This is a genomic window from Archangium sp. (genome assembly GCF_036277355.1).
Taxonomy (GTDB): domain Bacteria; phylum Myxococcota; class Myxococcia; order Myxococcales; family Myxococcaceae; genus Archangium.
Genome location: NZ_DASUNC010000042.1, coordinates 18748 through 42623, shown reverse-complemented (window position 1 = coordinate 42623; position 23876 = coordinate 18748). Strand labels below are relative to the sequence as shown.

25 protein-coding genes are annotated in these 23876 nt (G+C 70.9%); 13 read left to right on the top strand and 12 right to left on the bottom strand.

Annotation, left to right across the window (positions count from 1 at the left end; translation table 11 throughout):
* Positions 1 to 25 precede the first annotated feature (25 nt).
* Positions 26 to 1075: a prephenate dehydrogenase/arogenate dehydrogenase family protein gene (locus tag VFZ09_RS10665; protein WP_329727418.1), complete on the top strand. Its 1050-nt coding sequence runs from the start codon at positions 26 to 28 to the stop codon at positions 1073 to 1075.
* Position 1076: 1 nt separating this feature from the next.
* On the opposite strand, the gene VFZ09_RS10660 is transcribed toward VFZ09_RS10665, so the two are convergent.
* On the bottom strand, positions 1077 to 1856 hold the full coding sequence (locus tag VFZ09_RS10660) for a hypothetical protein (RefSeq protein ID WP_329727417.1): 780 nt from the start codon (positions 1854 to 1856) through the stop codon (positions 1077 to 1079).
* Between the two features lie 183 nt (positions 1857 to 2039).
* On the opposite strand from VFZ09_RS10660, the gene VFZ09_RS10655 reads away from it, so the two are divergent.
* Positions 2040 to 5639 carry a DUF2135 domain-containing protein gene (locus VFZ09_RS10655; protein ID WP_329727416.1) on the top strand — a complete coding sequence of 1200 codons (3600 nt, stop codon included), beginning with the start codon at positions 2040 to 2042 and terminating at the stop codon, positions 5637 to 5639.
* Positions 5640 to 5657: 18 nt separating this feature from the next.
* On the opposite strand, the gene VFZ09_RS10650 is transcribed toward VFZ09_RS10655, so the two are convergent.
* Together VFZ09_RS10650 and VFZ09_RS10645 are read right to left on the bottom strand one after the other, a co-directional pair.
* Positions 5658 to 6230 carry a DUF2378 family protein gene (locus VFZ09_RS10650; protein WP_329727415.1) on the bottom strand — a complete coding sequence of 191 codons (573 nt, stop codon included), beginning with the start codon at positions 6228 to 6230 and terminating at the stop codon, positions 5658 to 5660.
* A gap of 47 nt (positions 6231 to 6277) precedes the next feature.
* Positions 6278 to 6613 (bottom strand): TerB family tellurite resistance protein, encoded by a 336-nt coding sequence (locus tag VFZ09_RS10645; protein ID WP_329727414.1) that lies wholly within the window; start codon positions 6611 to 6613, stop codon positions 6278 to 6280.
* 585 nt (positions 6614 to 7198) lie between these two features.
* Here VFZ09_RS10645 and VFZ09_RS10640 point away from each other — a divergent pair.
* The 4 genes from VFZ09_RS10640 (at position 7199) to VFZ09_RS10625 (ending at position 11100) form a co-directional block, all read left to right on the top strand.
* The gene (locus VFZ09_RS10640; protein WP_329727413.1) at positions 7199 to 9298 is read left to right on the top strand and encodes a hypothetical protein; all 2100 of its coding nucleotides are present in this window, start codon (positions 7199 to 7201) and stop codon (positions 9296 to 9298) included.
* 45 nt (positions 9299 to 9343) lie between these two features.
* Positions 9344 to 10093, top strand: a complete 750-nt coding sequence (locus VFZ09_RS10635) for a hypothetical protein (RefSeq protein ID WP_329727412.1) — start codon at positions 9344 to 9346, stop codon at positions 10091 to 10093.
* A gap of 64 nt (positions 10094 to 10157) precedes the next feature.
* The gene (locus tag VFZ09_RS10630; RefSeq protein WP_329727411.1) at positions 10158 to 10469 is read left to right on the top strand and encodes a hypothetical protein; all 312 of its coding nucleotides are present in this window, start codon (positions 10158 to 10160) and stop codon (positions 10467 to 10469) included.
* A 43-nt stretch (positions 10470 to 10512) separates the two neighbouring features.
* Positions 10513 to 11100 (top strand): DUF3841 domain-containing protein, encoded by a 588-nt coding sequence (locus tag VFZ09_RS10625; protein ID WP_329727410.1) that lies wholly within the window; start codon positions 10513 to 10515, stop codon positions 11098 to 11100.
* Positions 11101 to 11109: 9 nt separating this feature from the next.
* Here VFZ09_RS10625 and traC read toward each other — a convergent pair whose 3' ends face one another.
* Positions 11110 to 12927: an outer membrane exchange accessory lipoprotein TraC gene (gene traC / locus VFZ09_RS10620; protein WP_329727409.1), complete on the bottom strand. Its 1818-nt coding sequence runs from the start codon at positions 12925 to 12927 to the stop codon at positions 11110 to 11112.
* A 238-nt stretch (positions 12928 to 13165) separates the two neighbouring features.
* On the opposite strand from traC, the gene VFZ09_RS10615 reads away from it, so the two are divergent.
* The 4 genes from VFZ09_RS10615 (at position 13166) to VFZ09_RS10600 (ending at position 16317) form a co-directional block, all read left to right on the top strand.
* A complete protein-coding gene (locus tag VFZ09_RS10615; protein ID WP_329727408.1) occupies positions 13166 to 13408 on the top strand; it encodes a hypothetical protein in 243 nt (80 codons plus the stop codon).
* Between the two features lie 217 nt (positions 13409 to 13625).
* Positions 13626 to 14582, top strand: a complete 957-nt coding sequence (locus tag VFZ09_RS10610) for a DUF4202 family protein (protein WP_329727407.1) — start codon at positions 13626 to 13628, stop codon at positions 14580 to 14582.
* 308 nt (positions 14583 to 14890) lie between these two features.
* Positions 14891 to 15745, top strand: coding sequence for a PIG-L family deacetylase (locus VFZ09_RS10605; RefSeq protein ID WP_329727406.1), 855 nt, complete (start codon positions 14891 to 14893; stop codon positions 15743 to 15745).
* Positions 15736 to 16317, top strand: a complete 582-nt coding sequence (locus VFZ09_RS10600; protein ID WP_329727405.1) for a hypothetical protein — start codon at positions 15736 to 15738, stop codon at positions 16315 to 16317. The genes VFZ09_RS10605 and VFZ09_RS10600 overlap by 10 nt, the downstream gene beginning before the upstream one ends.
* Positions 16318 to 16399: 82 nt before the next feature.
* On the opposite strand, the gene VFZ09_RS10595 is transcribed toward VFZ09_RS10600, so the two are convergent.
* The gene (locus tag VFZ09_RS10595; protein WP_329727404.1) at positions 16400 to 17515 is read right to left on the bottom strand and encodes a UTP--glucose-1-phosphate uridylyltransferase; all 1116 of its coding nucleotides are present in this window, start codon (positions 17513 to 17515) and stop codon (positions 16400 to 16402) included.
* Positions 17516 to 17728: 213 nt separating this feature from the next.
* Here VFZ09_RS10595 and VFZ09_RS10590 point away from each other — a divergent pair, with 213 nt between their 5' ends.
* The gene (locus tag VFZ09_RS10590) at positions 17729 to 18739 is read left to right on the top strand and encodes an SDR family oxidoreductase (protein WP_329727403.1); all 1011 of its coding nucleotides are present in this window, start codon (positions 17729 to 17731) and stop codon (positions 18737 to 18739) included.
* A 46-nt stretch (positions 18740 to 18785) separates the two neighbouring features.
* Positions 18786 to 19049: a DUF2188 domain-containing protein gene (locus tag VFZ09_RS10585; RefSeq protein ID WP_329727402.1), complete on the top strand. Its 264-nt coding sequence runs from the start codon at positions 18786 to 18788 to the stop codon at positions 19047 to 19049.
* Between the two features lie 30 nt (positions 19050 to 19079).
* Here the strand turns inward: VFZ09_RS10585 and VFZ09_RS10580 are convergent, their stop codons facing one another.
* The 5 genes from VFZ09_RS10580 to VFZ09_RS10560 all read right to left on the bottom strand — a co-directional run bounded on the left by VFZ09_RS10580 (position 19080) and on the right by VFZ09_RS10560 (position 21965).
* Positions 19080 to 19985, bottom strand: a complete 906-nt coding sequence (locus tag VFZ09_RS10580; protein WP_329727401.1) for a JmjC domain-containing protein — start codon at positions 19983 to 19985, stop codon at positions 19080 to 19082.
* A gap of 84 nt (positions 19986 to 20069) precedes the next feature.
* On the bottom strand, positions 20070 to 20717 hold the full coding sequence (locus tag VFZ09_RS10575) for a cyanophycinase (protein WP_329727400.1): 648 nt from the start codon (positions 20715 to 20717) through the stop codon (positions 20070 to 20072).
* Between the two features lie 188 nt (positions 20718 to 20905).
* On the bottom strand, positions 20906 to 21304 hold the full coding sequence (locus VFZ09_RS10570) for a hypothetical protein (protein ID WP_329727399.1): 399 nt from the start codon (positions 21302 to 21304) through the stop codon (positions 20906 to 20908).
* A gap of 121 nt (positions 21305 to 21425) precedes the next feature.
* Positions 21426 to 21581, bottom strand: coding sequence for a hypothetical protein (locus tag VFZ09_RS10565; RefSeq protein ID WP_329727398.1), 156 nt, complete (start codon positions 21579 to 21581; stop codon positions 21426 to 21428).
* A 6-nt stretch (positions 21582 to 21587) separates the two neighbouring features.
* Positions 21588 to 21965 (bottom strand): hypothetical protein, encoded by a 378-nt coding sequence (locus tag VFZ09_RS10560; RefSeq protein ID WP_329727397.1) that lies wholly within the window; start codon positions 21963 to 21965, stop codon positions 21588 to 21590.
* 104 nt (positions 21966 to 22069) lie between these two features.
* Between VFZ09_RS10560 and VFZ09_RS10555 the strand changes: the two genes are divergently transcribed.
* Positions 22070 to 22915, top strand: a complete 846-nt coding sequence (locus tag VFZ09_RS10555) for an FRG domain-containing protein (RefSeq protein ID WP_414640692.1) — start codon at positions 22070 to 22072, stop codon at positions 22913 to 22915.
* On the opposite strand, the gene VFZ09_RS10550 is transcribed toward VFZ09_RS10555, so the two are convergent.
* Together VFZ09_RS10550 and VFZ09_RS10545 are read right to left on the bottom strand one after the other, a co-directional pair.
* Positions 22909 to 23085 (bottom strand): hypothetical protein, encoded by a 177-nt coding sequence (locus tag VFZ09_RS10550; protein WP_329727396.1) that lies wholly within the window; start codon positions 23083 to 23085, stop codon positions 22909 to 22911. The genes VFZ09_RS10555 and VFZ09_RS10550 overlap by 7 nt on opposite strands.
* A gap of 120 nt (positions 23086 to 23205) precedes the next feature.
* Entirely contained in the window at positions 23206 to 23841 is a 636-nt protein-coding gene (locus VFZ09_RS10545; protein WP_329727395.1) for a hypothetical protein, read from the bottom strand.
* Positions 23842 to 23876 lie beyond the last annotated feature (35 nt).

Below are 23876 nucleotides of genomic sequence, written 5' to 3'. Positions count from 1 at the left end.
CCCCCCCTCGTGTAGAGTTGGCGGCATGACGGTCGCCATCATCGGATATGGCCGCTTTGGCCGCGCACTGGGCTCACTTCTGGACGCGGCGGGTATCGGTTACCGGGCGTGGGACACCTCGGCGGACATCCCCGAGGCCCACCGGGCCGGCTCCATCCCGGAGCTGCTCGGTGGGGCCGAGCAGGTGGTGGTGGCCGTGCCCGTGCCGCGGATGCGCGAGGTACTCGAGACGCTGCGTCCCCACCTGAAGCCGGAGCAGCTGGTGCTCGACGTGGGCAGCGTCAAGGTGAAGCCCGTGCAGGCCATGAACGAGGTGCTCGGCACGAAGCTCCCCTGGGTGGGAACCCATCCCCTCTTCGGGCCCCTGAGCCTCGCCATGGCCGAGCGGCCGTTGAGGGTGGTCGTCTCGCCCAACCCGCTGCACCCGGACGCGGCCCGCCGGGCCCGAGCCTTCTTCGAGCGGCTGGGCTGCGAGGTCATCGAGCAGACGCCCGAGGGCCATGACCGGGTGATGGCGCACACGCACGCGCTGACCTTCTTCGTGGCCAAGGGGATGGTGGATGCGGGCTCGGGGGTGGACGTGCCCTTCGCGCCCGCGAGCTTCAAGGCGCTGTCGCGCACCATCGAGATCGTCCGCTCGGACGCCGGGCACCTCTTCACGGCCATCCAGCACGAGAACCCCTTCGCGCACGAGGCGCGCCGGCACCTGCTGCAGGCGCTCGGGGCCATCCACCAGGAGCTGGAGGCGATTCCACCCGAGGCCGCCACGCCGGACACGCCGCGCATGGAGCTGCCGGCGCTGGAGACGGGCCTGCCGGAGCTGAAGGAGACCCGCGAGCACATCGACCAGCTGGACCGCGAGCTGGTGGAGCTGCTGGCGAGGCGGGCGGAGCTGGCGCGGCGGGCGATTCGCGCCAAGGCCGAGGCGGGCCAGCCGGTGCCGGACCCGGCCCGGGAGGACGAGGTGATCGCCACGCGCCGGGCCTGGGCCACCGGGCTGGGGCTGGACCCGGACGGCGTGGAGTCCATCTTCCGCGCCGTCCTGCGCTTCTCCCGGCGAGCCCAGCAGACGTGACTCAGAACCTGCAGGAGAAGGTGCGCGACTGCATGGCCGCCTGCAGGCCGTTGGCGTCACGCGCCACGAAGTAGATGCTCATCGTCCCGGTGGCGGGGAGGTAGGGGTACAGGACCAGCGGGCAGTAGAAGCTCTTCGACAGGGGGCCCTGGTACCAGCCGTAGTTGGACACCAGTCCGCTGTCATGCTGCTCGTACTCGTACCAGAGCGCGTCGTAGGGACCCCCGGTGCCGCCAGAGGCGGTGCCCGTGCAGGTCATGTGCGTGTTGCTGGAGCGCGAACAGGAGAAGGTGCTGGTGGGGCACGGCTCGGAGAAGGTCCAGGTGCGCTCCTGCGGCCCGGAGCCGGGGCACCAGAACTTCTCGCCATTGCTGGAGATGGTCATGGGATACGCCCGCACCTTGAAGGTGTGCTGGACGCCACAGCTCACCGGCTTGTAGCTGAAGTTCCAATTACCGGCGCGGTTGACATCCCCCTGCAACTCCGCCTGGCCGCTCACGACGCCATCGATGGAGAAGTCCAGGTGCACCGCGTTGGCCGGATACGTCACGGACCAGGTCCCGGCGCCGGCCGCCTCGCCGCCCCAGGAGCTGAAACCGCTGATGGCGAGGCCGCTCACGGACGAGCCGGTGCACGAAGCCGACTCCTTGACGCCCAGCTCCTCGGCCGGGGCCGGCGCCTCGGCGGGGGACAGCTCGGAATCAGTGGGAGCGCCACAGGCGGTCAGCATCAATCCAGACAGCAGGAGGCGAAGGGGGTGACCCAGCAGGGAGCGGTTCATCGTCGGTATTCCTTTGGAGGCAGTGGGTGACTCACACGATGGCCGCACATCATGCCATAACCAGGATTATTGGTAATCCGCCGAAACGCAGATTCTTTTCAAATCCACTGAAAGCGTGCCGGACTGGAATCCAGTGGGTGAGGACCTCGGAGTCCAAGCCCCTCGTGGGCTAGCCTCTGGCCCATGTCCTTCCCGCGTGCCCTGCTCACCGGATTCCTCCTCGCGGCCCTGGCCCTGCCGGGCTGCAAGCGCTCCTCGCCTGACGAAGCGAAGCTGCCAGTGCCCGAGGCGCCCAGGGCGGACCCGGGCCCCTTCGCGCGCGCCGGGCTCACCGCGCCCACCACCGTGCCGGGCGAGCGCGACACGGGGACGGTGGACCTCCCGGCGCTGCGCGACGCCGTCGCCGACCCACAGGCCGTCACCGAGGAGGAGCTCTTCCGGCTCGTGGGTGAGGCGAACGGGCGCGGAGCTCCGCCCGCCGGAGGGCCGGGCACCGGAGCGCCACAACCGAGCCGCCGAAACCTCCAGACCTTCGGGGAAGCGGAGGTGGACGAGTCCCTGGGCTCCGAGCAGATGGAGGGCGGGTTGGCCCAGGCTCCCGCGGCGGCTGCCCCGCCCCCGCCTCCGCCTCCCGCCCCCATGCCCGTGGCCGAGCCCGCGCCCGCCATGGACGAAGCCGAGCGCGAATACGAGGAGCGCCCGCGCGTGCTGGAGCAGAAGCGGCGGGAGATCATCCAGATCATCAAGGGGGGCTCGTCGGAATACGCCTCCGGAGGAGGCCGGGGCGGTGGAGCCGACGCCCGGAAGCCCGAGGAGAAGTCCAAGCCCGACGAGCCGCCCCGTCCGGTGCTGCCGAAGGTGGAGACCGCGCAGCGCGTGGCCAAGGTGCTGGTGCAGGACGACGAGGGCCGCTACCAGCCGCTGGTGACGCGCGAGGTGCGCGTGGTGACGTACATCCAGGGAGCCCGCGCGCGCACGGTGGTGGACTACCTCTTCGAGAACAACACCGGCCGCGCGCTGGAAGGCACCTTCTACTACCCGCTGCCGGGTGGAGCGACGGTGGCGGGCTTCGCGCTGTACTCGGGGGCGGTGGCGGTGGACTCGCCCTCGCTCTTCCAGTCCACGGAGCTGCTGCCGCCGTTGGGAGACTCGGGCAGGGCGGAGACGCTGGTGGCGGCCGCCCCGCCGAGCCCGCCGGGAGCGAAGCGCTCGTGGGGCGAGCCGCAGGAGGCCCGCGTCGTCGAGCAGAAGCGCGCCCGCGAGGTGTACGAGGACGTGGTGCGCCGCAACGTGGACCCGGCGCTGCTGGAGTGGGCGGGCGCCTCCAACTTCAGCGCGCGTGTCTTCCCCCTGCCGCCGAAGTCCCTCAAGCGCGTGGTCATCGCCTATGAGCAGACGCTCCTCTTCGACGGCCAGCGCCTGCGCTACACGTGGCCGGTGCCACCGGGCGCGGGCAAGGGACTGAAGGTCTCGGCGCGCGTGCACGTGGACCCGAAGCACGCGGGCGAGGTGGTGGTGGGCCCCCAGACGGGCAAGCCGCTCACGCTCGGCACGTGGCAGGCGTGGGACTGGCCCAAGCTGCAAGGGGACGGCACGCTGGACGTGGCGCTCACGCCGCGGAGCCAGGACGCGGACGTGCTGGTGGGCAAGGACCCCGCGGGATTGCCCGGACAGGCCTTCTTCACGCGGGTGCGGCTGCCGGAGCGGCTCACCGTGAGCAGCGAGGAGGCGGCCACCGGGCGGGCGGTGCTGGTGGTGGACACCTCGCTGTCGGCGGAGGACGGCAACGCCTGGGCGCTGCAGGGCGCCATGCTGCGCGCGCTGCTGGAGAAGGACCCGAGCCTCACCGAGTACGCGGTGCTCCTCTTCGACGTACGCCCGCGCTGGCTGCACGGCGCCGGCTTCCGGCGCAACACCCCCGAGGCCCGCCAGCAGACGTTCGCCGAGCTGGAGCACGTCTTCCTCGAGGGCGCCTCCAACGTGGCGGGCATGCTCTCCGAGCTGGACCGGGCCGGCCGCGACTGGCTGAAGCCCGCAACGGGTGGCGGGCGGGTGACGGCCTTCCTGCTCTCGGACGGCAACGTCACCTGGGGACAGAGCAACGTGGAGGAGCTCATCTCCCGCCACCCGGCCGCGGAGTCGCTGCGCTGGGTGAGCTACCGCTTCGGCGAGGCGTCGGTGAACACGGACCTCTTCGACGCGCTGGCGCGCTCGGGCGGAGGCCGGGTGGTGAACGTGCTCTCCGGCGCCGAGGTGGACGCGGCGGCACGCGCGCACCGGGCGGCCTCGGTGGTGCTCGCCCGGGTGGGGGTGAAGGGCGCGCCGGTGAAGGACCTGGTGGTGTCCGGCCGGCCGCACCTCGTCTACGCCGGGCAGGAGCTGCGGGTGGCGGGCCGGCTGGTGGGTGAGGGACCGGCGCAACTCGAGGTGGTGACGCAGGCCGCGGGCGAGGAGCGCACGCTGTCGGTGCCGCTGCCGCGCGACGAGGACAGCGCCTTCGCCCCGCGCGCGTGGGCCGAGCTCTTCGTGTCCCGGCTGGTGGCGCTGGATGACGTGAAGCTGGACCGGATGGTGGTGGCGCTCAGCCAGCACTACCGGCTGGCCAACGCGCGGGCCTCCATGCTGGTGCTGGAGTCCGAGGGGGACTCCGTGCGCTACGCGGTGCGCGACGAGCAGTTGGACCTCACGGACCTGGACGCGCTGCGGCGGCAGCAGGAGGACCAGCGCCGGGACGAGCTGCTGGGGCTGTCGTTGGACGGAGTGCCAGCGGAGGGCCGCGAGGTGCTGCGCGTCCTGAAGGAGAAGCAGGCGGAGCTGGGCTCTCGGGTGAAGGCGCAGCCGCTGCGGGACGAGCCCTACGCGGGAGGCGAGGAGCGGCTGCAGGCGGAGCTGACGTACCGGCGGGCGAGGCGGGAGAACAAGGACGACGTGCTGGTGTACGAGGCGGTGGCGCGCAAGCGGGCCTTCTCGGGCGACACGTGGGGCGCGGTGCGCGCGCTCTCGTCACCGGTGGAGCTGCGTCCCAAGGACGCCGAGGCGCTGCGGCTGGTGGGCTACGGGCTGCTGGCGCTCGGCCAGTTCCCGGCCGCCACGGAGCTCTTCGAGCACGTGCGGCTCAACCGTCCCTTCGAGCCCCAGTCCTACCTGGAGGAGGCCCTGGCCCTGGACGCCGCGGGCCGGCCCGCCGAGGCGGCGCGCAACTGGGAGATCGTCCTGGCCCGTGCCTGGAAGCGCCACGACGAGCAGACGAAGACGGTGGCGGCGTACCACTACGGCCGGATGCTGGCGGCGCTGGCCCGTCATCCCCGGCTCGCCGGACAGGCGGCGGCGCTGGAGGCCCGGCGGCGCGAGCTGAACAGGCTCCAGGAGATGGCCCCCCTCGACTACCAGCTCACCACGCACTGGAACTCGGACGGGACGGACATCGACCTGTGGGTGATGGAGCCCAACGGCGAGAAGTGCTTCTACAGCCACAAGCAGACGACCCTGGGCGGCAAGCTCTTCTGGGACATCACCGACGGCCTGGGGCCCGAGCTGTACCACGCGCGCAAGGCGGCGCCGGGCACGTACTTCGTGCTGGTGCACTACTTCGGCAACAACTCGCAGCGGTACGTGGTGCCCACCGCCCTGCTGCTGGTGACGGACCGGGACGTCTTCTCCAAGGACGATGCCTACCAGCGGCGCTTCCAGGTGCGCATCCTGCCCAGGCAGAACGCCCAGCTGCTGCTGCGGCGCGAGCAACTGGTGGCCGCTCCCGCTCCGGTGGCGAAGTCCGGGGAGTGAGGCCCCCTCCGGCCCCCGTCACCAGGAGCAGTGCAGCTGGAAGTTCATCCCCGGCTCCAGGCACGGGCCCAGGGTGACGGTGATCTGCACGCCCGGGATGTTCTGGGCGATCACCCCATAGGCCCCCAGCAGGAACGAGGGCCCCATCAGCTCGCGCTTCCAGATGAGCCGGGCGTCGGTGGGCCCCTCGCGCTCGTACTTGCGCTCCCCATACGTGACGAGCACCCGGGCCGCCGCCTGCGACATGGCCAGCCGCTCGTGCGGCTCGTTCCCCACCGCCAGGTGAGCGGCCCTGCTGAAAGGTGTGCCCTGGGTGATGCGTGTCACCCAGCCGCCAATCTCCTCCAGCGCCTGCGGGTAGGACAGAATCCCCTGCTTGTCGGCGAGGTCCGCGGCGGTGTTCATCATCCGCAGCAGCTCCGACACGGGGTAGCGCTGGAAGCTCGCCCACGGCCGGAGCGGCCACGTGGCGTCCCGCACCGAATCCGCCACGTCCCGCCCCAACATCTCCCGGATGGCCAGGTAGGCATTCTCGCAGAACAACCCGGAGACCAGATCTTCCGGGGTCGCCTGCTGGATGCGCTGGGCCATCGCCTCTCGTGTATCCGCGTCCATCGACTCTCTCGGGGCGGGGGTGCTCAGCGCCCGGGGCTCAGGATGAGCCGCAACTCCTCGAGCATCTCCTGCTCGGAGGCCTGGAGCTTGCCATCACTCGCGATGAGCGCGCGAGCCGCCTCGAAGACCTCGTCCGGACGCTCGCGCAGCAGGCCCAGGTCGGGCGCCGGCAGCGTCACGCCCCCCTCCAACGCCTTCTTGAGGGCGGCCACCTCGGACTCGGGCACCCCCCAGCTGCGCGCCGCGCCGAGGAGGGTCCCCACCTCCTGCACGTCTATCCGCTCATCGCTCCAAGCCAGTTGGAGCATCAACTTGAGCACTTCGAGGTTGAAGTGGTCCTCGGGGGTGGGTTTCGCCATGGGAAGCGAAGACTCGCCGTTCCCGCCGCGAACGTCCATGGGGTGCGGGCCCCGGGCTCCTGAAAGCGCGAGAGCCCCCACTTCCCGGCGGACCGAGGCACCGCCGCTCCGTCCTCCGGCACACACCCGGCGGCGGCGGCGAGCCCCGCGCTGCCCACCCGCGGACACCCCACGCGCGGCCGTGTCCTCGCATTCCCTCCATTCCCAGCAATCCCTTGCACCTTTCCGGCATGGACTCACACCACCGGGGGACGGCTCCGCCCGGGCTGCAGAGCCGCCAGCCCGGCAAAAGCCTGACAACGCTCCGCGCGCACCCTGCAAGTCATTGTTTGCCCGGTTCCACGCGGGAGCCGTTTTCCCTGAGATACAGCGGGGTTCCAGGGTCTCGACCCGGAGGGACGGACTTTTCCAGCCCCGCGGACCCGGGCCTCGGGCATGAGCAAAGAATGGCACTGTCCGCCTTGACGAAAGGGTGGCCCGGGCGTTCTCTTTTCATGCAAGGGATTACCCTCGTCGTGGAAGAGCACGACCCCGGCGAGGTGGCGCCAGCCAACGCCAGCCCGGCAAAGGAGTGAGGAGTCGCACATGCGCGGAGACGTGGAGACATCGGCCGGACCGGGCCTCGCCGCCGGTACCTACTCGGGGTACTCGCTGCACGCCGAGGGGCCGGAGAAGGGCATCAACCTCATCCTGTCCCAGCCCGGCATCAGCAGCAGCCGGGTGACACGCCTGAGTCCCACCGTGGTGTGGGCCCTCCCGGAGCCGGGCGCCGAGCTGCCCCCGCGAGACCGTCTGCTGCAGCTGCTGCTGGACGACAACGGCCGCACCATCGGCCCGCTGCGGGGCGAGCTCTTCTGGAGCGACCCGCGCCGGTACGACGCGCCCATCGGCATCCAGCTGGTGGGGGTGACGCGGGAGCAGGGCCGGCAGATCCTCTCGCTGCTGGACGCGGCGGCGCGCGAGGGACGGGCGCTGCCCGCCGTGTCGCCGCAGCCCATCGAGGAGGCCTTCGTCGAGCCCGAGCGCATCCGCTCCATCCTCAAGACGGTGTGCGTCATGAAGCACCAGGGCCTGCTGCGGCAGCTGGGCCGGACGCTGCGCGTGTCGCTGGAGTACTTCGACGTGGCGTCCTCGCAGCTGCACTGGCGGCTGGAGGAGCCGGAGGCGAACTGGGGCACGGCGCCCTATGACATCGAGGTGGTGGGCCACAACACGGCCTACCGCCTGCGCGTGCCGGCGCTGGAGACGCGGGGCAACCGGATGGTGACGCCCCTGCCGCGGCGGCTGTGGAAGGTGCGCCACCGCTCGCACCGGCGCGTGCCGGCCCCCGAGGGGATGACGGCCTGGTTCCACCACCCGCTGTGGGGCGAGCTGGGCGCGCTGGAGCGTGAGGTGGTGGACCTGTCCTTCAACGGCCTGTGCCTGCGGGGCACGCCCGAGGACCTCGTCTTCCCGGGGCTGCTGCTGCAGCCCATCGAGGTGCGCAGCGCGAGCGGCGAGCCCATCCTCCTGCGGGGCGAGGTCCGCTACGTGGGCGGCAAGCAGCCGGACGGACAGCGGCTGTTCGGCCTCCAGGTGATTCCGCGCACGCCGGTGGACGAGGCGCGCTGGGTGCAGCTCGTCTCCCAGGCGCTCTGCCCCGCCACGCGCGGCGCGGAGGGGTTGCTGGAGCCGCTGTGGGAGCTCTTCGTGGACTCGGGCTACTTCAACCTGGCCGGCAAGACGACGGAGCACTTCCAGGAGCTGCGCGCCAGCTTCCTGGAGACGGGCCGCCAGGCCGCGCACCTGCCGCGGCTCTTCTGCCAGACGGTGTGGCCGTCCGAGCGCGGGGTGGAGGCCACGCTGTCCTCGGTGCGGCCCTACCGTCACACCTGGCTGGTGCACCAGCTGGCCAAGCGCCCCGGCAAGCCCGCCGCGGACGTGCCGCCCGGACAGATTCTGCGCGACATCCACGTGCGCACGCTGGAGCACGCGCAGAGTGACCCCGACTTCCGGTGGCTCATCGCCTACACCGAGTCCACCGTGCCCCTCATGGAGCGCGTGCACCACACCTACGCGCGGGAGCACGAGGCCAGCGGCGAGGCCCTGGTCATGCCCGTGCGCCTGATGCACGTGAGCTGCGACGAGCCCAGCGGGCTGACGGGCCACGGCTTCGAGCTCGGCCCGGCGCGCTTCGAGGAGAAGACGCGGCTGGTGGAGCAGATCGCCCGCACGCGCCCGGCGAGCTACGTGGACGCGCTGGACCTGTCGCGCGAGCGGCTGGACCTCCGGGCCCCGATGGAGACGTGGCACGAGGCCGGGCTGGAGCGCGAGCGCCAGGTGCTGGTGGCGCGCCGCGAGGGCGTGGCGGTGGCCGCCCTCCTGCTCGAGCTGGGGCAGCCGGGGACGAACCTCTTCCGCCTGCTGGACGCGGCGCGCCTGTTCCCGCTCACGCCCGAGGGCCCGGAGGCCTACGTGGCGCTGCTGGACGCGGCCCGCGAGTGGTACGCGCGGCGGGGCCGCAACGCCTTCGTCTTCGTGCGCGAGGACGAGGACGACAGCTACGCCGCCACCGCCCGGCTGCACGACGAGCCCGGCGCCAGGCCCTGCCTGTGGCTGCTGTCCGCCCGGCTGCTGCCCGATTTCCTGGAGTACGTGAGCGAGGCGACCGTGGGCCGCCTGACGCCCGGGACTCCATCCGTTTGAAGTGCCGTTGCCGTACCGCAGAAAGAGCCGTCAGGAGTCGTCGCCATGAGTCTGGTCAAAGAGTTGTATGAGCCCTACGTCCTGCCCGCGCGTGCCCGCATCTCGACGGATCCGGTGATGCGCAGGCTGGTGGACCCCGCCATCGAGCCGGCGGTGCTGGAGCGTTTCTTCATCCAGTACCACTCGTTCGGCGTGTACATGACCGAGCCGGTGGAGGCGTGGATCCGCCGGGCGGGCCAGCGCTGCCTGGTGCTCGGGCTGGACTCGATTGGCAAGGGGCTGCTCAAGCACTCCAAGCAGGAATCCGGCCACCACCAGCTGATGACCGACGACGTACGGATGCTGGTGCGCCGGTGGAACATCCGCCGCCGGGCCATGCTGCACACGGAGCGGCTGCTGGCGCAGCACCCCACGGACGCGATGCGGGCCTACCGGCAGCTGCACGAGTCGACCATCGCGGGAGAGCTGCCGGCGGCGCAGATCGCCATCGAGTTCGAGATCGACAACCTGTCGCTGGTGCTGGGGCCGCACCTGCTGTCCAACGTGGCGCGGGTGCTGGGCCGGGACACGCTGGAGGGGCTCAGCTTCCTCAAGGAGCACGTGCAGCTGGACGTGGGCAGCGCCAACGCGAGGCTGATGGAGGAGCTGCTGCAGCTGATGCCGGAGAACGCCCGGACGCTGGCGGAGGTCGGCTCCGAGGCGCTCGACATCTACCTGCGCTTCCTGGGGGACTGCCTGCAGTCGGCCGAGGCCGCGCTGTGGTCCCCCCAGTCCGAGGAGGCCATGGCCTGCTGAAGTCCGGAAGGTCTTCCCGAGGAGTGCCTTCCTGCCGTAAGCAGGGTGCTCCTCGGGAGGAAAGATGATGGCACCTGGCCCGCAGTCGAAGCTGAAGCGCTCCGCATCTTCAACCGCAGCATGGGTTCTGCTCGGAGCGCTGCTGGGCTCCGTGACGGGTTTCGCCGCGGGTGGGGGGCTGAGCTACCCCGGAGACTGCAAGAGTTCGACGCTTCAGCGAGCGGCCAGCAAGAATGGCTGTTCGACCCATTCCGGCTCGAACCACCTCACCGTCAAGAAGGACGGCAAGGTCATCACCCAGATCCCCCACACCGTCAAACCCAACGGGACCTGCCGGGAGATCATCAAGGTCCTCAACACTCAGTGCGGTGGATAGGTCCTCGCGCCCGGGCACGGCCCGCCTGAAGATGGAAGACTCCGTGCGCCTCTGGACCCTCCGCACGGCTCCCGAGCGCACACTGCTGGAACGGCAGGGCGTGCTGCGCACGGATGGCCGGCGGATTCCCCTCTACCGCAGGAACGCCTACGCCTGGATGGGCGAACAACTGGCGAGGCGGGTGGGACCGCCGCCTCCAGGTTGCCGCTATCCGCTCTGGGCCTGGGTTCAATACGGAGGAGAGGACCGTCCCCAGCCAGACCTCCGCGCCAGGGGCCACTGTCCTCCCGGGACCCGCGCCGTGCGCATCGAGGCCGTGCTTCCCAGGCAGAGCATCCTCCTGTCGGACTTCCAGAAGTGGCATGCGGTCCTCAACCGCACCTACCTCGCGCAATCCGAGTCGGATGCACGGGCCTTCGAGGAGTCCCTCCAGCGCGTGGGCGTCACGGACGCCTGGCCCTACCCCGAACCCTTCGCCTCGCGTGTCATCCAGAGCTGGGAACGGGTGTTCGAGCTGTCTGAGGGTGACGAGGCCCATTGGGGCCCTGTCCGCGAGAGACAGCTCCAGGCCGTGTTCTGGGAGCTCCACGCCGAGCAGGTGCGGCGGCTCACTCCCTTCGTCGCACGGTGAGGGCGCGCCTCAGCGCCCGAAGATGGACTCGGGGCGGGTGAGGCCGCGCGCCTGGGCCAGTGCCTGGAGGATGTCCTGGGGCGGCTGGTCCGCGGTGAGCAGCAGCGCGCGCACCGCCGTCTCCACCACGTCCTCGGCGCTGGGACGCACCATGCCCCGGCGCGCATCCTCCACCCGGCGCTGGCGGTAGACGTCGAAGTGCTCCATCACCCGCCGCGCGATGGACTCCATCGCCTTGTCCCCCGCCTCCACCCGCAGCTCCGCCTCGGTGCGCAGCTGCACCGGGTCCGCCAGCACGCCCACCTTGTCGTAGGCCTTGTTGGCCGAGTCCTCGTGCATCGCCGAGTAGTCCGCGCTGCGCGGAGAGGCCGCCACCGCGTCCTTGGACAGCGCCACCAGCCGCTCGGTGACGCTCGCGGTGATGGCCAGCCGGTGCAGCTCCACGTCGTACGGGTAGTCGGCGTAGACGGGCTCGTCCACCGTGAGGGGCTCGCGGTAGTAGGCGTCCCGGCCTCGCTGCACCTCGCGCCGCTGCGTCTCCGCCGTCTCCTGCGCCGCCTCCAGCCGGCGCTCCAGCTCCTGCGCCGCCGAGGCCCGCTGCGACAGCGCCGTCTCCTCCGCCTCGCACTGGGGGTTGCAGCGCGAGGCACTGCACTCCTTGGGCACCTCGCCGGGCTTGGACTGGCCAAAGGCGCGCACGCACTCGGCCAGCGCCGTGCTGCACGCCTGGCGCTCGCGCGAGCGGCAGCGGGTGGCCACCTCGCGCGCCTGGGACAGCTCGTCCTGCTTGCGCAGGTAGTCGCGCAGCACGCCCGACAGCTTGCGCTCCACGTCCTCCAGCTTGCGCTCCTGCTCCAGCAGTGACGCCTCCGTCTGCAGCCGGCGCGGGTTGGGCACCGCCTTGTTCGTCACCAGGTAGCGCTGCAGCTTCTGCGCCTGCTCCACCGACTTCACCGGCATCACCCGCTCCACCGACAGCCCCAGGCGCACGCCCTCGTGGTCCTTCGGCGCCTCGGTGGTGATGACGCGGATGGGCACCTCCTGCGGCAGCAGCGCCGACAGCCGCCCGGGCGACAGCCGCTGCGCCACGTCCGGCGCCTCCGCCTTGTCCTCCGCCGGCCCCGTCACCACCAGGAAGGCCACCTCGTCCTGAAGCTTGCGGCGCACCGCCTCGGCGCGCTCCAGCGCGGGCGTGGCCCCCGTCTGCTCCTGGTTCGCGCGCACGTACGCCAGCAGCGCGTTGCCCAGCTTGCCCTCCTCCTCCAGCCGCTGCGCCGTGCCGAACCACCGCCGCGCCAGCGCCGTCTGCACCGCGCTCACGCCCTTGCGCGCCGCCACGTGCCCCGCGTCCACCGCCAGCACCGCCTCGAACTCGGCCCGGGCCTCCGGCAGCCTGTCCTCCTTCAGCGCCTTCTGCGCCACCTCCACCCGGGCATCCAGCGTCTGCGCCAGCAACGCGCGCGCATCCGCGTTCTCTCCGTCCAGTTGCAGCGCGCGCACCAGCAGGGTCGTGGTCCCCGCCAGGTCCCCCTCGGTGTGCTTCACCCGGGCGCCCTGGAGGATCTCCCCGCTCCACTGCTGGCGCAGCTTGAGCAGCTTCGCCTTCGCCTCCGCGTCGTTGGGCTCCTCCTCCAGGGCGCGCAGGTAGGCCGCCTCCGCCTCGGCCCACTTCTGCTGGGCGGAGAAGGTGTCGCCTTCCTTGAGGGCTCGGGCGAAGGGTGAACAGCCCGCCGCGGCGAGAAGGGTGACGGCGGTGAGGGCAATCAATCCCAGCCGGCGGGCCAGGGGGGAGGAGCGGGGGGCGAACGAGGAACGCACGGGGCGCATTGTCGGGGAAAGCACCCCCCGGATGAAGCGCCGAGTGAAGGAGCACCAACCAGGAGAGCGGGCCCCCGGAAACGGTTGCGTGACGGGCTCGCCGCTGAGCGCCCGCCCGCTCGCCTGTTGTGCGGACGAGATGCCCCGCCGCGCCGCCCTTCTCCGCTCGGGAATGACGCGACGCACCAGTGGGTATGAAGAGTCCCGAGGGGGGCCCACGAATTCTTAGAGAGGGAGTTGAAGCGACATGGCCTGCTCGCCACCCAAGCCCAATCCCACCGAGCTCCGCCTGCCCATGTGGGCGGACCACCATCGCGTCGAGGACTACCGCAACGTCCACTGCCGCTCCTACGCGATGTGCATCGACGCGGCCGTGCGCGCGGACTGGGAGGGCTTCACCTGTCAGAAGTGCCCCCTGTTCCACAATGACGCCGCGCCGCGCGCGGAGCAGTACGCCTTCGATCAGCCGGCCGACAACGGCCGCCCGTAGTCCACCGGACTCCACTCGGAGTCCAGCCGTCTCCCGGGTGGACACCCTCCGGTTGTGCGCCAGCGCACGGGCCTCCCGTGGGCACCGTGCACTGGCACACGTGGGGCCCGTTCCCCAGTGCATTGGCCCACGCGCCCATACACGGGGCCCTGGCCTTTCCAGTGCGGCGGCAGCAGTTTGACGCGTCCTCACGTGCGGGCCACCCGCGGGAGACGCGATGATCCGACAGCTGCTGCTGTCCGAAACCGACTTCCGGGCCGACGACGCGACGCCCTCGCACTCCGGTGCCTTCGTCCTGCTGGCCGAGGAGTTTCCCACCGTCACCGTGTGGCCCGTCACCCTGGACGGCCACGAGAACGTGCTGAAGCTGGACGCTCAGCAGTGGCGCGCCCCGGGGTTCGACCCCTTCGACTGGGACGAGCGCGTCTTCACCGCCGACGCCGCCGGGTGCCTGGCGGGCCATGACCTGGCCCTGCACATCACCGGCTCGCCCCGCGAGGCGCTCGCCGCCACCGCCCTGGAAGTGCTCACCCGCTACCAGGGCCTCATCGGCCGCCGCAACGCCGCCTCCGCCGGGCCCCTCTTCGACGCCATCCTCGCGCGCCACCTGGCCCTCCATGACTTGAGCAAGCCGCTCGTCGTGGCGGACTACCGGCACGCGCTGGACACCTGGCAGTGGGTGCTGCGGCTCGCGCCCCACGCGGACCTGGCCCTCCAGACGGCGGCCCTCTTCCACGACGTGGAGCGCCTGCTGTCCGAGGCCGATGCGCGCGTGGAGCACCACGCCTCGGACTACCAGGCCTTCAAGGACGCCCATGCCGCCCGCGGCGCGGACGTGGCGTGCGCGCTGCTCTCCGACGTGGGCATGGACAAGCCCACCATCGAGCGCGTGCGCTGGCTCATCGGCCGCCACGAGCGTCCCGAGGGCGACATGAGCCTCACGCTCCTCAACGACGCGGACGCCCTGTCCTTCTTCTCGCTCAACGCCTCGGGCTTCGCCCGCTACTTCCCGCTCGAGCACACCCGCCGCAAGGTGGCCTACACGCTCGGACGGCTGCGCCCCAATCAGCGCTGGCGCCTGGCCCGCGTGCGGCTCGCGCCCCAGGTGCGCCGCCTCCTCGAGGAGGCCGTCGGGGCCGTCACCCTGCCGTCCACGCTGCAGGAGTCGGCATGAAGCTGGTCATCTTCGGCCTCACGGTCAGCTCGTACCGTGAGCAATCTCCCCTCTCCCCTCGGGAGAGGAACGGGGTGAGGGTGCCGGACCCAACCGGGTTGCATCCCCCACCCGTGCTCACGGATTGGAAGAACGGTGACGGACACCCTCACCCTGACCCTCTCCCGGAGGGAGAGGGGACAGTGGGCGAGGGTTGAAGCAAGGTGGTTGAAGCAAGGTGGTTGAAGCAAGGTGGGGCGGGGCGGGGCGGGACGGGGCGGGACGGATGGGAGGCGGCGTGGAGAGAGCACCAGGAAGGAGGCCCTTGAATGCGGCCTCCTGATGAATCGACGTCGTTGGACAGGTATCTGGGCGGAGACGGGCGCACCGTGGGAGACATCCTCGCGCCCCTGCTGCTACCGCCCCAGGCGTTGCGAGGCACCGTCCTCTTCGTGGCCGCACACCCGAATGACGAGGTGCTGGACGCCTCGTGGCTGCTGCGCCGCAGTCCCGGCTGCCACGTCGTCCACGTCACCGACGGCGCGCCCAGGGACCCCTCTCTACGCGCTCCGGGTGCGCCGCCCGTTCGCGAGGCCTACGCGCGCATCCGCGAGGAGGAGTCCTTCGCGGCCCTGACGCTCGCCGGCGTCCCCCGGGACAACCTCTTCTCGCTCGGCGCCGTGGACCAGGAGGCCGCGCTGGACCTCTCCACGCTCACCGGGTGCCTGGTGGCGCTGCTCAAGGCGCTCCGCCCGGCGCTCCTCGTCACGCATCCCTACGAGGGCCGGCATCCGGACAACGACTCCACCGCGTTCATCTCGCATGCGGCCGTGGCACTGCTGGCCCGCGCGGGGCGCACGCCTCCGGCATTGCTGGAGATGGCGCCCGGGTTCCTCCCCGCTCCGGATGGCCGTGCCGTGACGACGGTGGCCTTCACCGAGGCGGAGTGCACCGCCAAGCGGCGGATGCTCGCGTGCTGCGCCTCGCAGGCCCCCACCCTGGAGTCCTTCCCGGTGGGCCGCGAGCACTACCGGGCCGCGCCCCGCTACGACTTCACCCGTCCCCCCCACGAAGGAGTGCTCCCGTACGAAGCCTCCGGCTGGAGGATGACAGGCGCCCGCTGGAGCGAGCTCGCCCGCGCGGCCCTCGAGACGCTGAGACTTCCGGAGGCACCATGGCACTGAGCACGGACACCCCGACGCCCCGCCTCCGGACAGCGCGGGCTCCCACTCCCCTCGAGGTGGAGGAAGTGGTCTCCCTCCGGGGCCTCGAGCAGCTCCAGGGCGAGTGGCGCTGGCTGTGGACGCGCTGTCCCACGGCCACCACCTTCCAGCGGCCCGAGTGGCTGCTGCCCTGGCTCCGGAGCTCCGGCGCGTCCTTCTCGCCCCGGCCGCCCTGGGTCATCACCCTGCGCAGCGAGGGCCGGCTGGTGGGGCTCGCGCCGCTCGCCATCCGAGAGGAGAACGGCATGCGCGTGGTGCGGCTGCTCGGCGAGGGCGGCGCGGACCACCTCGACGTGCTGATGGATCCCGTGCTGGCGCCGCACGGGGTGCGGCTGCTGTTCGACTGGCTCGCCCTCAACGGCGAGCACTGGGACACGTGCGTCTTCGAGCAGCTGTGCGAGAGCTCGCCCCTGCTGCACACGCCCGCGCCCGAGGGCTGGGGCGATCGCACCGAGACGCGGGAGCCCTGTCCCCGGACGGGCCTCCACCGCTACCGGCGCCTCCTCTGGCACGGCCCCGAGCACACGATGTGAGGCCAGGGCCGAAACGGGGGCGCGGGGGCAGCAGCCGACGTGCCCCTCCCCCGCCCATCCACCCGTGCTCGGCCTCACCTTCTCAGCCGCCCAGCAGGCGCGGCTTCAACCGCCCCGCCACGCGCGGCAGATCGTCCGGCGCCTTCACCGGCTCGAACCGGCTGGTCGCCGGGTCCACGCGCTCCACCTCGATGAAGGCCACCGGCACCAGCGGCTGGCCGTCCGGGCGCGTGAGGCTGCTCGCCTCCGCCGTCACCTGCTCGAGCTGGATCACCGGCGTGTCGTCCACCTTCTTGGAGACCGCCCGGTAGGGAATCGGCACGTCCTGGCCAATCATCGCCTCCAGCGTGAAGGTGATGTTGTTGGTGGAGATGTACCCATGCTGCGTCGGGTCCACCTTCTCCACCAGCTGGAGCATCCCCTTGAGGCGCACCGGCGCCGCGCCCGCGTCCAGCGCGCCGCTCGGGTTCTTGCGCGGCGTCACCTCCACCGTCATGGCCTTGCCCTGCTTGAGGTGCAGACCGATGACGATGGGATCCAACGTCGCCCCGAGGTTGTCCACGTTGGAGAAGTACACGTGGCGCACGCCGCGCCGGCGCAGCTCGTCACCCACGCCGCTCTCGCGCAGCGCCCGGAACACGTCACCGTGTCCGGACGGAGCGAAGGACAGCTTGCCCTCCGCGTCCCGGAACAGCTCGCCCGAGGACGTGAGCCGCGGCAGCATCCGCTGGCGGAACAGGAACACGTTCTCCTGCAGCCGGTGGTCCGCCAGGTACTCGGCGATCTCGTCGTGCGTGAGGTAGGACGTCATCAGCGCCATGGACACCGGACGGCCGTAGCGCCTCCCCAGCTGACGCGCCTCCTCCAGCTTGAAGTCGAGGAAGGACTTCCCGCCCACCACCTGCACGAGCCCCTTCACCCCACCGCCGAAACGCGTGCCCGCGCCCCCGGCCACCACGAGGCCCGCCACCTGGCCCTTGCGGAATGCCTCCTCGCCCCGCGCCTTGCAGTCCTCGTACTCGGGAGTGCCCGGGCGCGGCAGCGGCTGGATGTCCCCTTCCTGGAGCGGCTGGAGGGCCCCCGCCAGCGGCGGGGCTTCGATGAGCTCACCGCGCTTGTACCGGGCGAGCAGCTCGCGAAAGCTCGCGGCGTCGAAACCGTCACGCGCGAACTGGGGATTGTCGAGGTCCGTATCCATCGGTTGGCCTGTCACGGGTGCAAAGGTTCTGCGCACCTCGCGGTACGCAATGTCCGCCATGGACGCCCCAGGTCTCTCACGAACCCAGTCAGGGGGGAAGAGGTCTGTCTGGTCGGCTGCCAGACATTCAACGGGCTCGGCACACGAAGGGCCCCGCCGTCACGGCCACTGCTGCGCTGCATGATCGGTACCTAGCCTCCACCAGGAGGCGGCATGCCCAGGAGGATCCAGGGGTCCGTGGTGGTCATCACCGGCGCGTCCAGTGGCATCGGCTGCGCCACGGCGCTCGCGTTCGCCCGGCACGGCGCGAAGGTGGTGCTCGCGGGCCGGCAGGAGCAGACACTCGACGAGGTGGCCTCGCAATGCGCCGAGGTGGGCGGCGAGGTCCTGGTGGTCCCCACGGACGTGACGGACGAGGCGTCGGTGAAGGAGCTGGCGCGCCGGGCGGTGGAGCGGTTCGGCCGCCTGGACGTCTGGGTGAACAACGCGGCCGTCACCGGCTTCGGCTTCTTCGAGGACACCCCCCCGGACGTCTTCCGCCGCATCATCGACACCAACTTCTTCGGCTACGTGCATGGAGCGCGGGCCGCGCTGCCCCTCTTCCGCGAGCAGGGCAGCGGAGTGCTCATCAACAACGCCTCCATGGTGGCCCGGATGTCGGAGCCCTACGTGAGCGCCTACGTCGCCTCCAAGCACGCCATCCGGGGCCTGTCGCAGAGCCTGCGGCAGGAGCTGGAGGTGAAGAAGGAGCGGGACATCCACGTGTGCGTGGTGATGCCCGCCACCATCGACACGCCCTTCTTCCAGCACGCCGCCAACTTCAGCGGCCGCGCCGCCAAGGCCATGCCCCCGGTGTACCCCGCCGAGCGCGTGGCCCGGGCCATCGTGGGCATGGCGCGGCGGCCCCGGCGCGAGATGTTCGTGGGCAACTCCGCCCGCCAGTTCCACCTGCTGTCCCTCGTGGCCCCGGGCCTCGCCGAGCGCCTCATGGCCCGCATGGTGGATCGCCAGCACCTGTATCAGGATGTTCCAGCCTCCCCGGCGCCGGGCACTCTCTTCCAGCCCCCGAGGCATGGCGCGGAGAGCAGCGGCGGCTGGATGCCCCATGGCCTCACGCGGCTTCAACGCTCCGCGTTACGAACCACCCTCACCGTGGTACCCGCCGCCCTGGGCCTCCTGTGGCTGCGGAACCGCCTGCTCACTCGAATGCTTTCCGCAAGCTGACCCCGGGGACAATGCGTCGTCCGCCGCTGGATGACAGTTTGACCTCATGAGCCTGGCGATTCGGAAAGAGAGCGAGCGACGCGAGGTGGGAACCGCCAACGGCCGGCGGTGGGTGATCGTGGCCGCGGACGGACGGGGTTGGTACGTCCGGCTCGAGGGCAGCCGCGGCCTCGACCGGTTCCCCAATGTGACGCAGGCCATCCACCGGGGCCGCAGGCTGGCGCATCAACACAAGCCCTCGGGCCTCGTCGTCCGGTACACGGACGGTGAGGAAGAGGAGTCCCACTACGAGCCCGCGGTGAGTCCGTAGCGCGGTCCTCTGGAGCAGGTGGGCTCCGGCTCACTTCTCCGAGTCGCGCGAGGACCCTTCGCGCAGCACCGACGAGCGCAGGCCCGCCGTGGCGGCGGCGGCCATGAAGCGCAGCACGAAGCGCGGGTCGTCCAGCATCCGCTTCACCTCCCCGCCGAGCTCCTGGAAGAGGGAGCGGTAGGCCTCCATCTTCTCCGGGTCCGACAGGGGCGAGGCGTGCCCCAGCATCGGCAGCCGCTTCTGCCACGCGGGCGAGCGCAGCAGGTGCGTGCGGACGTAGTCCAGCACGTCGATGCCCGTGGGCGGCATGAGCCCCACCGAGATGGAGATGGCCTCCTGGTCCGGCGCCGTCACCTCGTGCCAGAAGCCACCAGGAATGTAGAGCCAGTCCCCCGCTTCCAGCCGGCACTCCTGGATGGGCGTGCGCTCGCGCGAGGGGTTCATCTCGTCCTCGAGCGTCTCGTGCAGGGGCGTGGGGTTGAGCGTGTTCTGGCGCAGCAGGTAGCGCTTGGCGCCGGACGTCTGGAAGATGAAGACCTCCTCCGGGTCGCAGTGCCAGCCGAAGCTGCCGTGGCCCGCGGGCGTGCAATAGACCTGGAGGTTGACGGTGCCCTGCAATTCAGCGGAGAGGGTGCGCCCCAGCTCCGCCAGGCCGGCGTCGTACCGGTCCGGGTTGCGCAGGGCCAGCGAGTACCCTTCCTTGAAGAGCGCACGGGCCTCGGCGGCCGTCTTCGGCCGGGCACCGGGCCACAGCTTGCCGTCGCGCACCAGCAGCAGGTCGCACGAGGTCGTCTCGACGAGGCGATCGACGGTGGCCCAGGTCGCCAGCTCCCGCAGGTGGGCCGCGGTGGAGGGCTTCGCGAGAGGCTGTTTCTGGTAGTGCTCCTGGAGGAAGGTGGAGCGGGGAAGGTCTCCCAGGAGTGTATCGATGAGCATGGAGTGAGCGGACACGAGGGGGCGGAGGATGCCCCTGTTCCCAGGAACAATCCAGGAGCCCCGAGCATGCCGCCCGCCCGCGCGTCAGTGGACCTGGGCGCCCGCCGCTTCCGCGTGGGACGGAGCCTTCCGGCGGTGCTCGGCGCGCTCCAGCCGCTCCTCCATCTTCTTGGCGAACTGGTGCGACGGCTGGCGGGTCCGCAGGTCGTAGGTGTCGCCCTGGCTCAGCACGTGGAGCCGGACGTTGAAGAGCGAGAGCGCCCGGCTCGTCTCCTCCTGCGCCACGTTGGTGTAGGTCGCGTCCTCGGCGTCGGCGACGTAGACGGCTCCCGCGCCGACGACGGTGAAGCGCTCCTCGCGCTCGACGATGACGGCCGTGTCCTCGTCGATGCCCAGGCCGATGAAGCGCGGATTCTGGGCCACCGCGCCCAGCAGCCGGCCGATGCGCCCGCGCTCGGCGAAGTGCTGGTCCACGATGACGTCCCGGATGAAGCCGAGCCCCGGCGCCATCTGCAGCGACTCGCCAATCCTGTGGCTCTCCCGGCTGGTGCCGGTCACGAGCATCGTCTCGGACATGGCCGCCGCACCCGCCGAGGTGCCCGCCACCGTCCCGCCCTTGCGGTAGAACTCCTCGACCGCCGCGCACAACCGCGTGCCCGCGAAGCGCGTGGTGATTTTCAGCTGCCCACCACCGGTGAAGAAGAAGGCATCCGCCCCCTCCAGCAGGTGCAAAGGAATTCAGGGTCAGGGTGATTCAAGAGTTTTTGGCGACATGGCCAGATGACTGTTTTTAGAGGTATCCCCGCCCCTCGGGACCGGCACCTGTCCCTGGGACCAGGAATCCTCGACGGAGCGATGCGTGGGTTGTCATCCAAGCGACGTGGCCACGGACCCTGGCCCGGATTCATTCCTGGCAGTGCTCAGACGTGCACGCGGCGTCTCTGGCCCATGCCGCCAGCGATTGGACGCTCGGCTGCCTTGTAGTTGGTGGTCAACCAGACCAGGAAGAGGCCAATGGCCGACACGAGGAAGAAGTTGCGCGCCGAGACGACTCGCGAGAAGCCGAACATGTAGGGCGCCAGGAGGAGGAAGAACGAGACGACGAGCTCGATGGAGCCGTGCACGGTGAAGGGGATGATCTTCGCCACGCCGAGTGGATAGGCCGTCAGCAGGCTCATGCCCAGCTGCGCCACGGCCAGCACGTAACAGAACACCGCGGGCAACCCCGAGAAGTCGAACAGCGTGGGCGCCAGCGCGAGCAGGGCCACGATGAGATAGTCGCCGTAGCCGTGAATCCTGGGGGAGAGAGGGGGTTTCATTGCGGAGCCTCCGGAAGTGGACACTGCCTGTCACGCAGCGTGGGCACGCCCGGCGCCAATGCCATCCCACCACGGTAGGGCCTGGCGGTGGATGCTCATGCAGCGGGGAAGCAGCCCCGCCTCACGCGGGGGGAGGCGCCACGGAGCCCGCCGGCCGCGTCTTCACGGTGCGCAAGCTCAACGAGTAGCGCAGGGTCTTCACGTCCACCCACACCCGCTCCTCCTCCTCGGAGAGGAAGCCGGGCAGGAATCGGAGTCCTTCCGGGGTCTCGCTCATGTCACCTCAGTGGCGCGTGCCGCCGCCGCTGCCCATGCCCGCGTCACGGCCCGTCGAGCCCATGCCGCCGCCATGCGTGCCGCTGGTGCCCGTGCCACTGGTTCCCGTGCCGGTCGTGCCGCCGGTGGTGCCACCCGTCGCGCCGGTGCCCGAGCCCGAGCCGGTGCCGCCCATGGTCCCGCTACTGGAGCCACCCGCTCCCGAGCCGCCCATGTCGGAACCACCGCTCATTCCCGACGAGCCTCCGCTACCTCCCTGCATGCCCGCGCCACCCGAGCCGCCCGTCCCTTCCTGCCCACCACCTCCGCTGTTGCCCCTGCAGCCCACGCCCAAGAGCAGCGCCGCCGACAACGTCCCGATGACCACGGCCTTGATGTTCCTCATGTGACCTTCCTCCCCGTTTCACACGGTTCAGCGAAGGCTAGGGACGCATCACGCACCGCGGCATCGGTCCTGAAGACAATCTCCCACCTGGCGTATGGGCGCACGTGCCAGGGAGCCCCGGGCTGCCCATCTTCCCGCCCGTGTTCGAACATCGGGTGAAGAACTGGGTGGAGCTGCAGGACGCGCTCTTCGCGGGCTCGTGGAACGAGAGCCTCCAGCGCTTCCGTCCCACGCTCGCCTTCCGCGGCATGCCCGACTCGCGCCATGACCTGGCGACCAGCCTCAACCGTCGGGGGGGCAACTACTCGCGGCAGGAGCACGTCATGCTGCGCGCCTTCCGCAAATACGCGCGCGGCACCTCCAATCCCTGCGAGTCGCTCTGGGACTGGCTGTCGCTCGCCCAGCACCACGGCCTGCCCACCCGCCTGCTCGACTGGACCTTCAGCCCCTACGTGGCGCTCCATTTCCTCTCCGAGGATCCAGACCTGTACGGCGTGGACGGCGTGGTGTGGAGCGTGGACTACCGGGAGACGAACCGGCTGCTGCCCCGTCCCCTCAAGGCCCAGCTCCAGGAGGAGGGCGCGGACGTCTTCAGCGCGGAGATGCTCGCCTCGGTGGCGGGAGACCTCGCCACCTTCGACCGGCTCACCCGCCACCCCTTCGTGCTCTTCTTCGAGCCGCCCTCGCTCGACGAGCGCATCGTCAACCAGTTCGCCCTCTTCTCGGTGATGAACGATGCGTCGGCGCGCCTGGACACGTTCCTCGAGAAGCAGAAGCGCGGCGTGCGCCGGCTCATCGTCCCCGCGCACCTCAAGCAGGAGGTGCGGGACAAGCTCGACCAGGCCAACATCACCGAGCGTGTGCTCTTCCCCGGCCTGGACGGCCTGTCCCGCTGGTTGCGCCGCTACTACAACCCGCGTCCTCCCGGCGCCCCGGACAAGCCTCAGTAGCCGTGGGCTTCCCGGTCCGACGGCGGACGCTGCCCCTCGGTGGGGCGCCCCTCCCGCTCCACGCGCTTGTCTCCCACCCTGCTGATGCCGCCCAGGATGAGGGTGAGCGCGATGGCCACGAAGAAGACGAGCATGGCGAAGATGAAGAACCCCAGTGCGAAGGCACCCATGTGAAATCTCCTTTCCGCTCAAGCTAGGGCCGCCCCTGGAGCGTGGGGGGCAGAGCCTCGGGTGAGGCCCCGCCCGTCCGCCCGCCCTCCATGCCGCCCCCCGCTTAGGGAGAGGAGCACTCAGGCTCGCAGTTCCTGGAGGAGCCAGTCGCGCACCCTCCTGAAGACGCGCTCGGCGGCCTCGTCCAGGACGTGGCCCGCTCCCGGGATGAGCTCCAGCTCCTTCCGTCCCCTCGCCCGCTCGTGGATGCTCTGCGAGCAGCTCGGGGGCAGCACCGCGTCCGACAGGCCGTGCACCAGCAGCAGCGAGCGCGGCACCAGTTGGGACACCGCCTCCGTCCCATAGCTCTGCGGCGCCAGCCCCACCACCGTCGTCACCCAGGGAGACTGGGCCCCGGCGTCGATCATCACCGCCCCGCCGAACGAGTGCCCCACCAGCGCCACCCGCTCCAATCCCCGGCCCACCAGGAACTCCACCCCGGCGAGCACGTCGTGCACCGACTCCGTCAGGTCCGTCGAGTGGCGGTACTTCAACCGCAGCGTGGACATGTGCTGGCGCAGCAGCTCCTCGGCCAGCCGGGGGTACAGACCGAGCGCGGGCGTGTCGAAGCCTCCCCCGGCTCCACCCGCGAGCAGCGCTCCTCCCTTCGCGCCCAGGGACTCGTAGAGCAACGTGTCCACCGGGCCCTGCCTCGTCCGCAGGGTGTACGCCCTCGGCTCCAGCGCCCCATCCCGCGGCGTCTCGATCTCCGACACGCTCCGCGCCTCCTCTCGTACCGCCTGCCCCTTGC

Coding starts and splice junctions, on each gene's coding strand:
- VFZ09_RS10595 (WP_329727404.1), bottom strand. CDS start 17,515: ATGGATACGGACCTCGACAATCCCCAGTTCGCGCGTGACGGTTTCGAC.
- VFZ09_RS10585 (WP_329727402.1), top strand. CDS start 18,786: ATGAGCCTGGCGATTCGGAAAGAGAGCGAGCGACGCGAGGTGGGAACC.
- VFZ09_RS10590 (WP_329727403.1), top strand. CDS start 17,729: ATGCCCAGGAGGATCCAGGGGTCCGTGGTGGTCATCACCGGCGCGTCC.
- VFZ09_RS10600 (WP_329727405.1), top strand. CDS start 15,736: ATGGCACTGAGCACGGACACCCCGACGCCCCGCCTCCGGACAGCGCGG.
- VFZ09_RS10640 (WP_329727413.1), top strand. CDS start 7,199: ATGCGCGGAGACGTGGAGACATCGGCCGGACCGGGCCTCGCCGCCGGT.
- VFZ09_RS10560 (WP_329727397.1), bottom strand. CDS start 21,965: ATGAGGAACATCAAGGCCGTGGTCATCGGGACGTTGTCGGCGGCGCTG.
- VFZ09_RS10645 (WP_329727414.1), bottom strand. CDS start 6,613: ATGGCGAAACCCACCCCCGAGGACCACTTCAACCTCGAAGTGCTCAAG.
- VFZ09_RS10630 (WP_329727411.1), top strand. CDS start 10,158: ATGATGGCACCTGGCCCGCAGTCGAAGCTGAAGCGCTCCGCATCTTCA.
- VFZ09_RS10635 (WP_329727412.1), top strand. CDS start 9,344: ATGAGTCTGGTCAAAGAGTTGTATGAGCCCTACGTCCTGCCCGCGCGT.
- traC (WP_329727409.1), bottom strand. CDS start 12,927: ATGCGCCCCGTGCGTTCCTCGTTCGCCCCCCGCTCCTCCCCCCTGGCC.
- VFZ09_RS10650 (WP_329727415.1), bottom strand. CDS start 6,230: ATGGCCCAGCGCATCCAGCAGGCGACCCCGGAAGATCTGGTCTCCGGG.
- VFZ09_RS10605 (WP_329727406.1), top strand. CDS start 14,891: ATGCGGCCTCCTGATGAATCGACGTCGTTGGACAGGTATCTGGGCGGA.
- VFZ09_RS10550 (WP_329727396.1), bottom strand. CDS start 23,085: ATGGGTGCCTTCGCACTGGGGTTCTTCATCTTCGCCATGCTCGTCTTC.
- VFZ09_RS10660 (WP_329727417.1), bottom strand. CDS start 1,856: ATGAACCGCTCCCTGCTGGGTCACCCCCTTCGCCTCCTGCTGTCTGGA.
- VFZ09_RS10570 (WP_329727399.1), bottom strand. CDS start 21,304: ATGAAACCCCCTCTCTCCCCCAGGATTCACGGCTACGGCGACTATCTC.
- VFZ09_RS10565 (WP_329727398.1), bottom strand. CDS start 21,581: ATGAGCGAGACCCCGGAAGGACTCCGATTCCTGCCCGGCTTCCTCTCC.
- VFZ09_RS10655 (WP_329727416.1), top strand. CDS start 2,040: ATGTCCTTCCCGCGTGCCCTGCTCACCGGATTCCTCCTCGCGGCCCTG.
- VFZ09_RS10610 (WP_329727407.1), top strand. CDS start 13,626: ATGATCCGACAGCTGCTGCTGTCCGAAACCGACTTCCGGGCCGACGAC.
- VFZ09_RS10615 (WP_329727408.1), top strand. CDS start 13,166: ATGGCCTGCTCGCCACCCAAGCCCAATCCCACCGAGCTCCGCCTGCCC.
- VFZ09_RS10580 (WP_329727401.1), bottom strand. CDS start 19,985: ATGCTCATCGATACACTCCTGGGAGACCTTCCCCGCTCCACCTTCCTC.
- VFZ09_RS10665 (WP_329727418.1), top strand. CDS start 26: ATGACGGTCGCCATCATCGGATATGGCCGCTTTGGCCGCGCACTGGGC.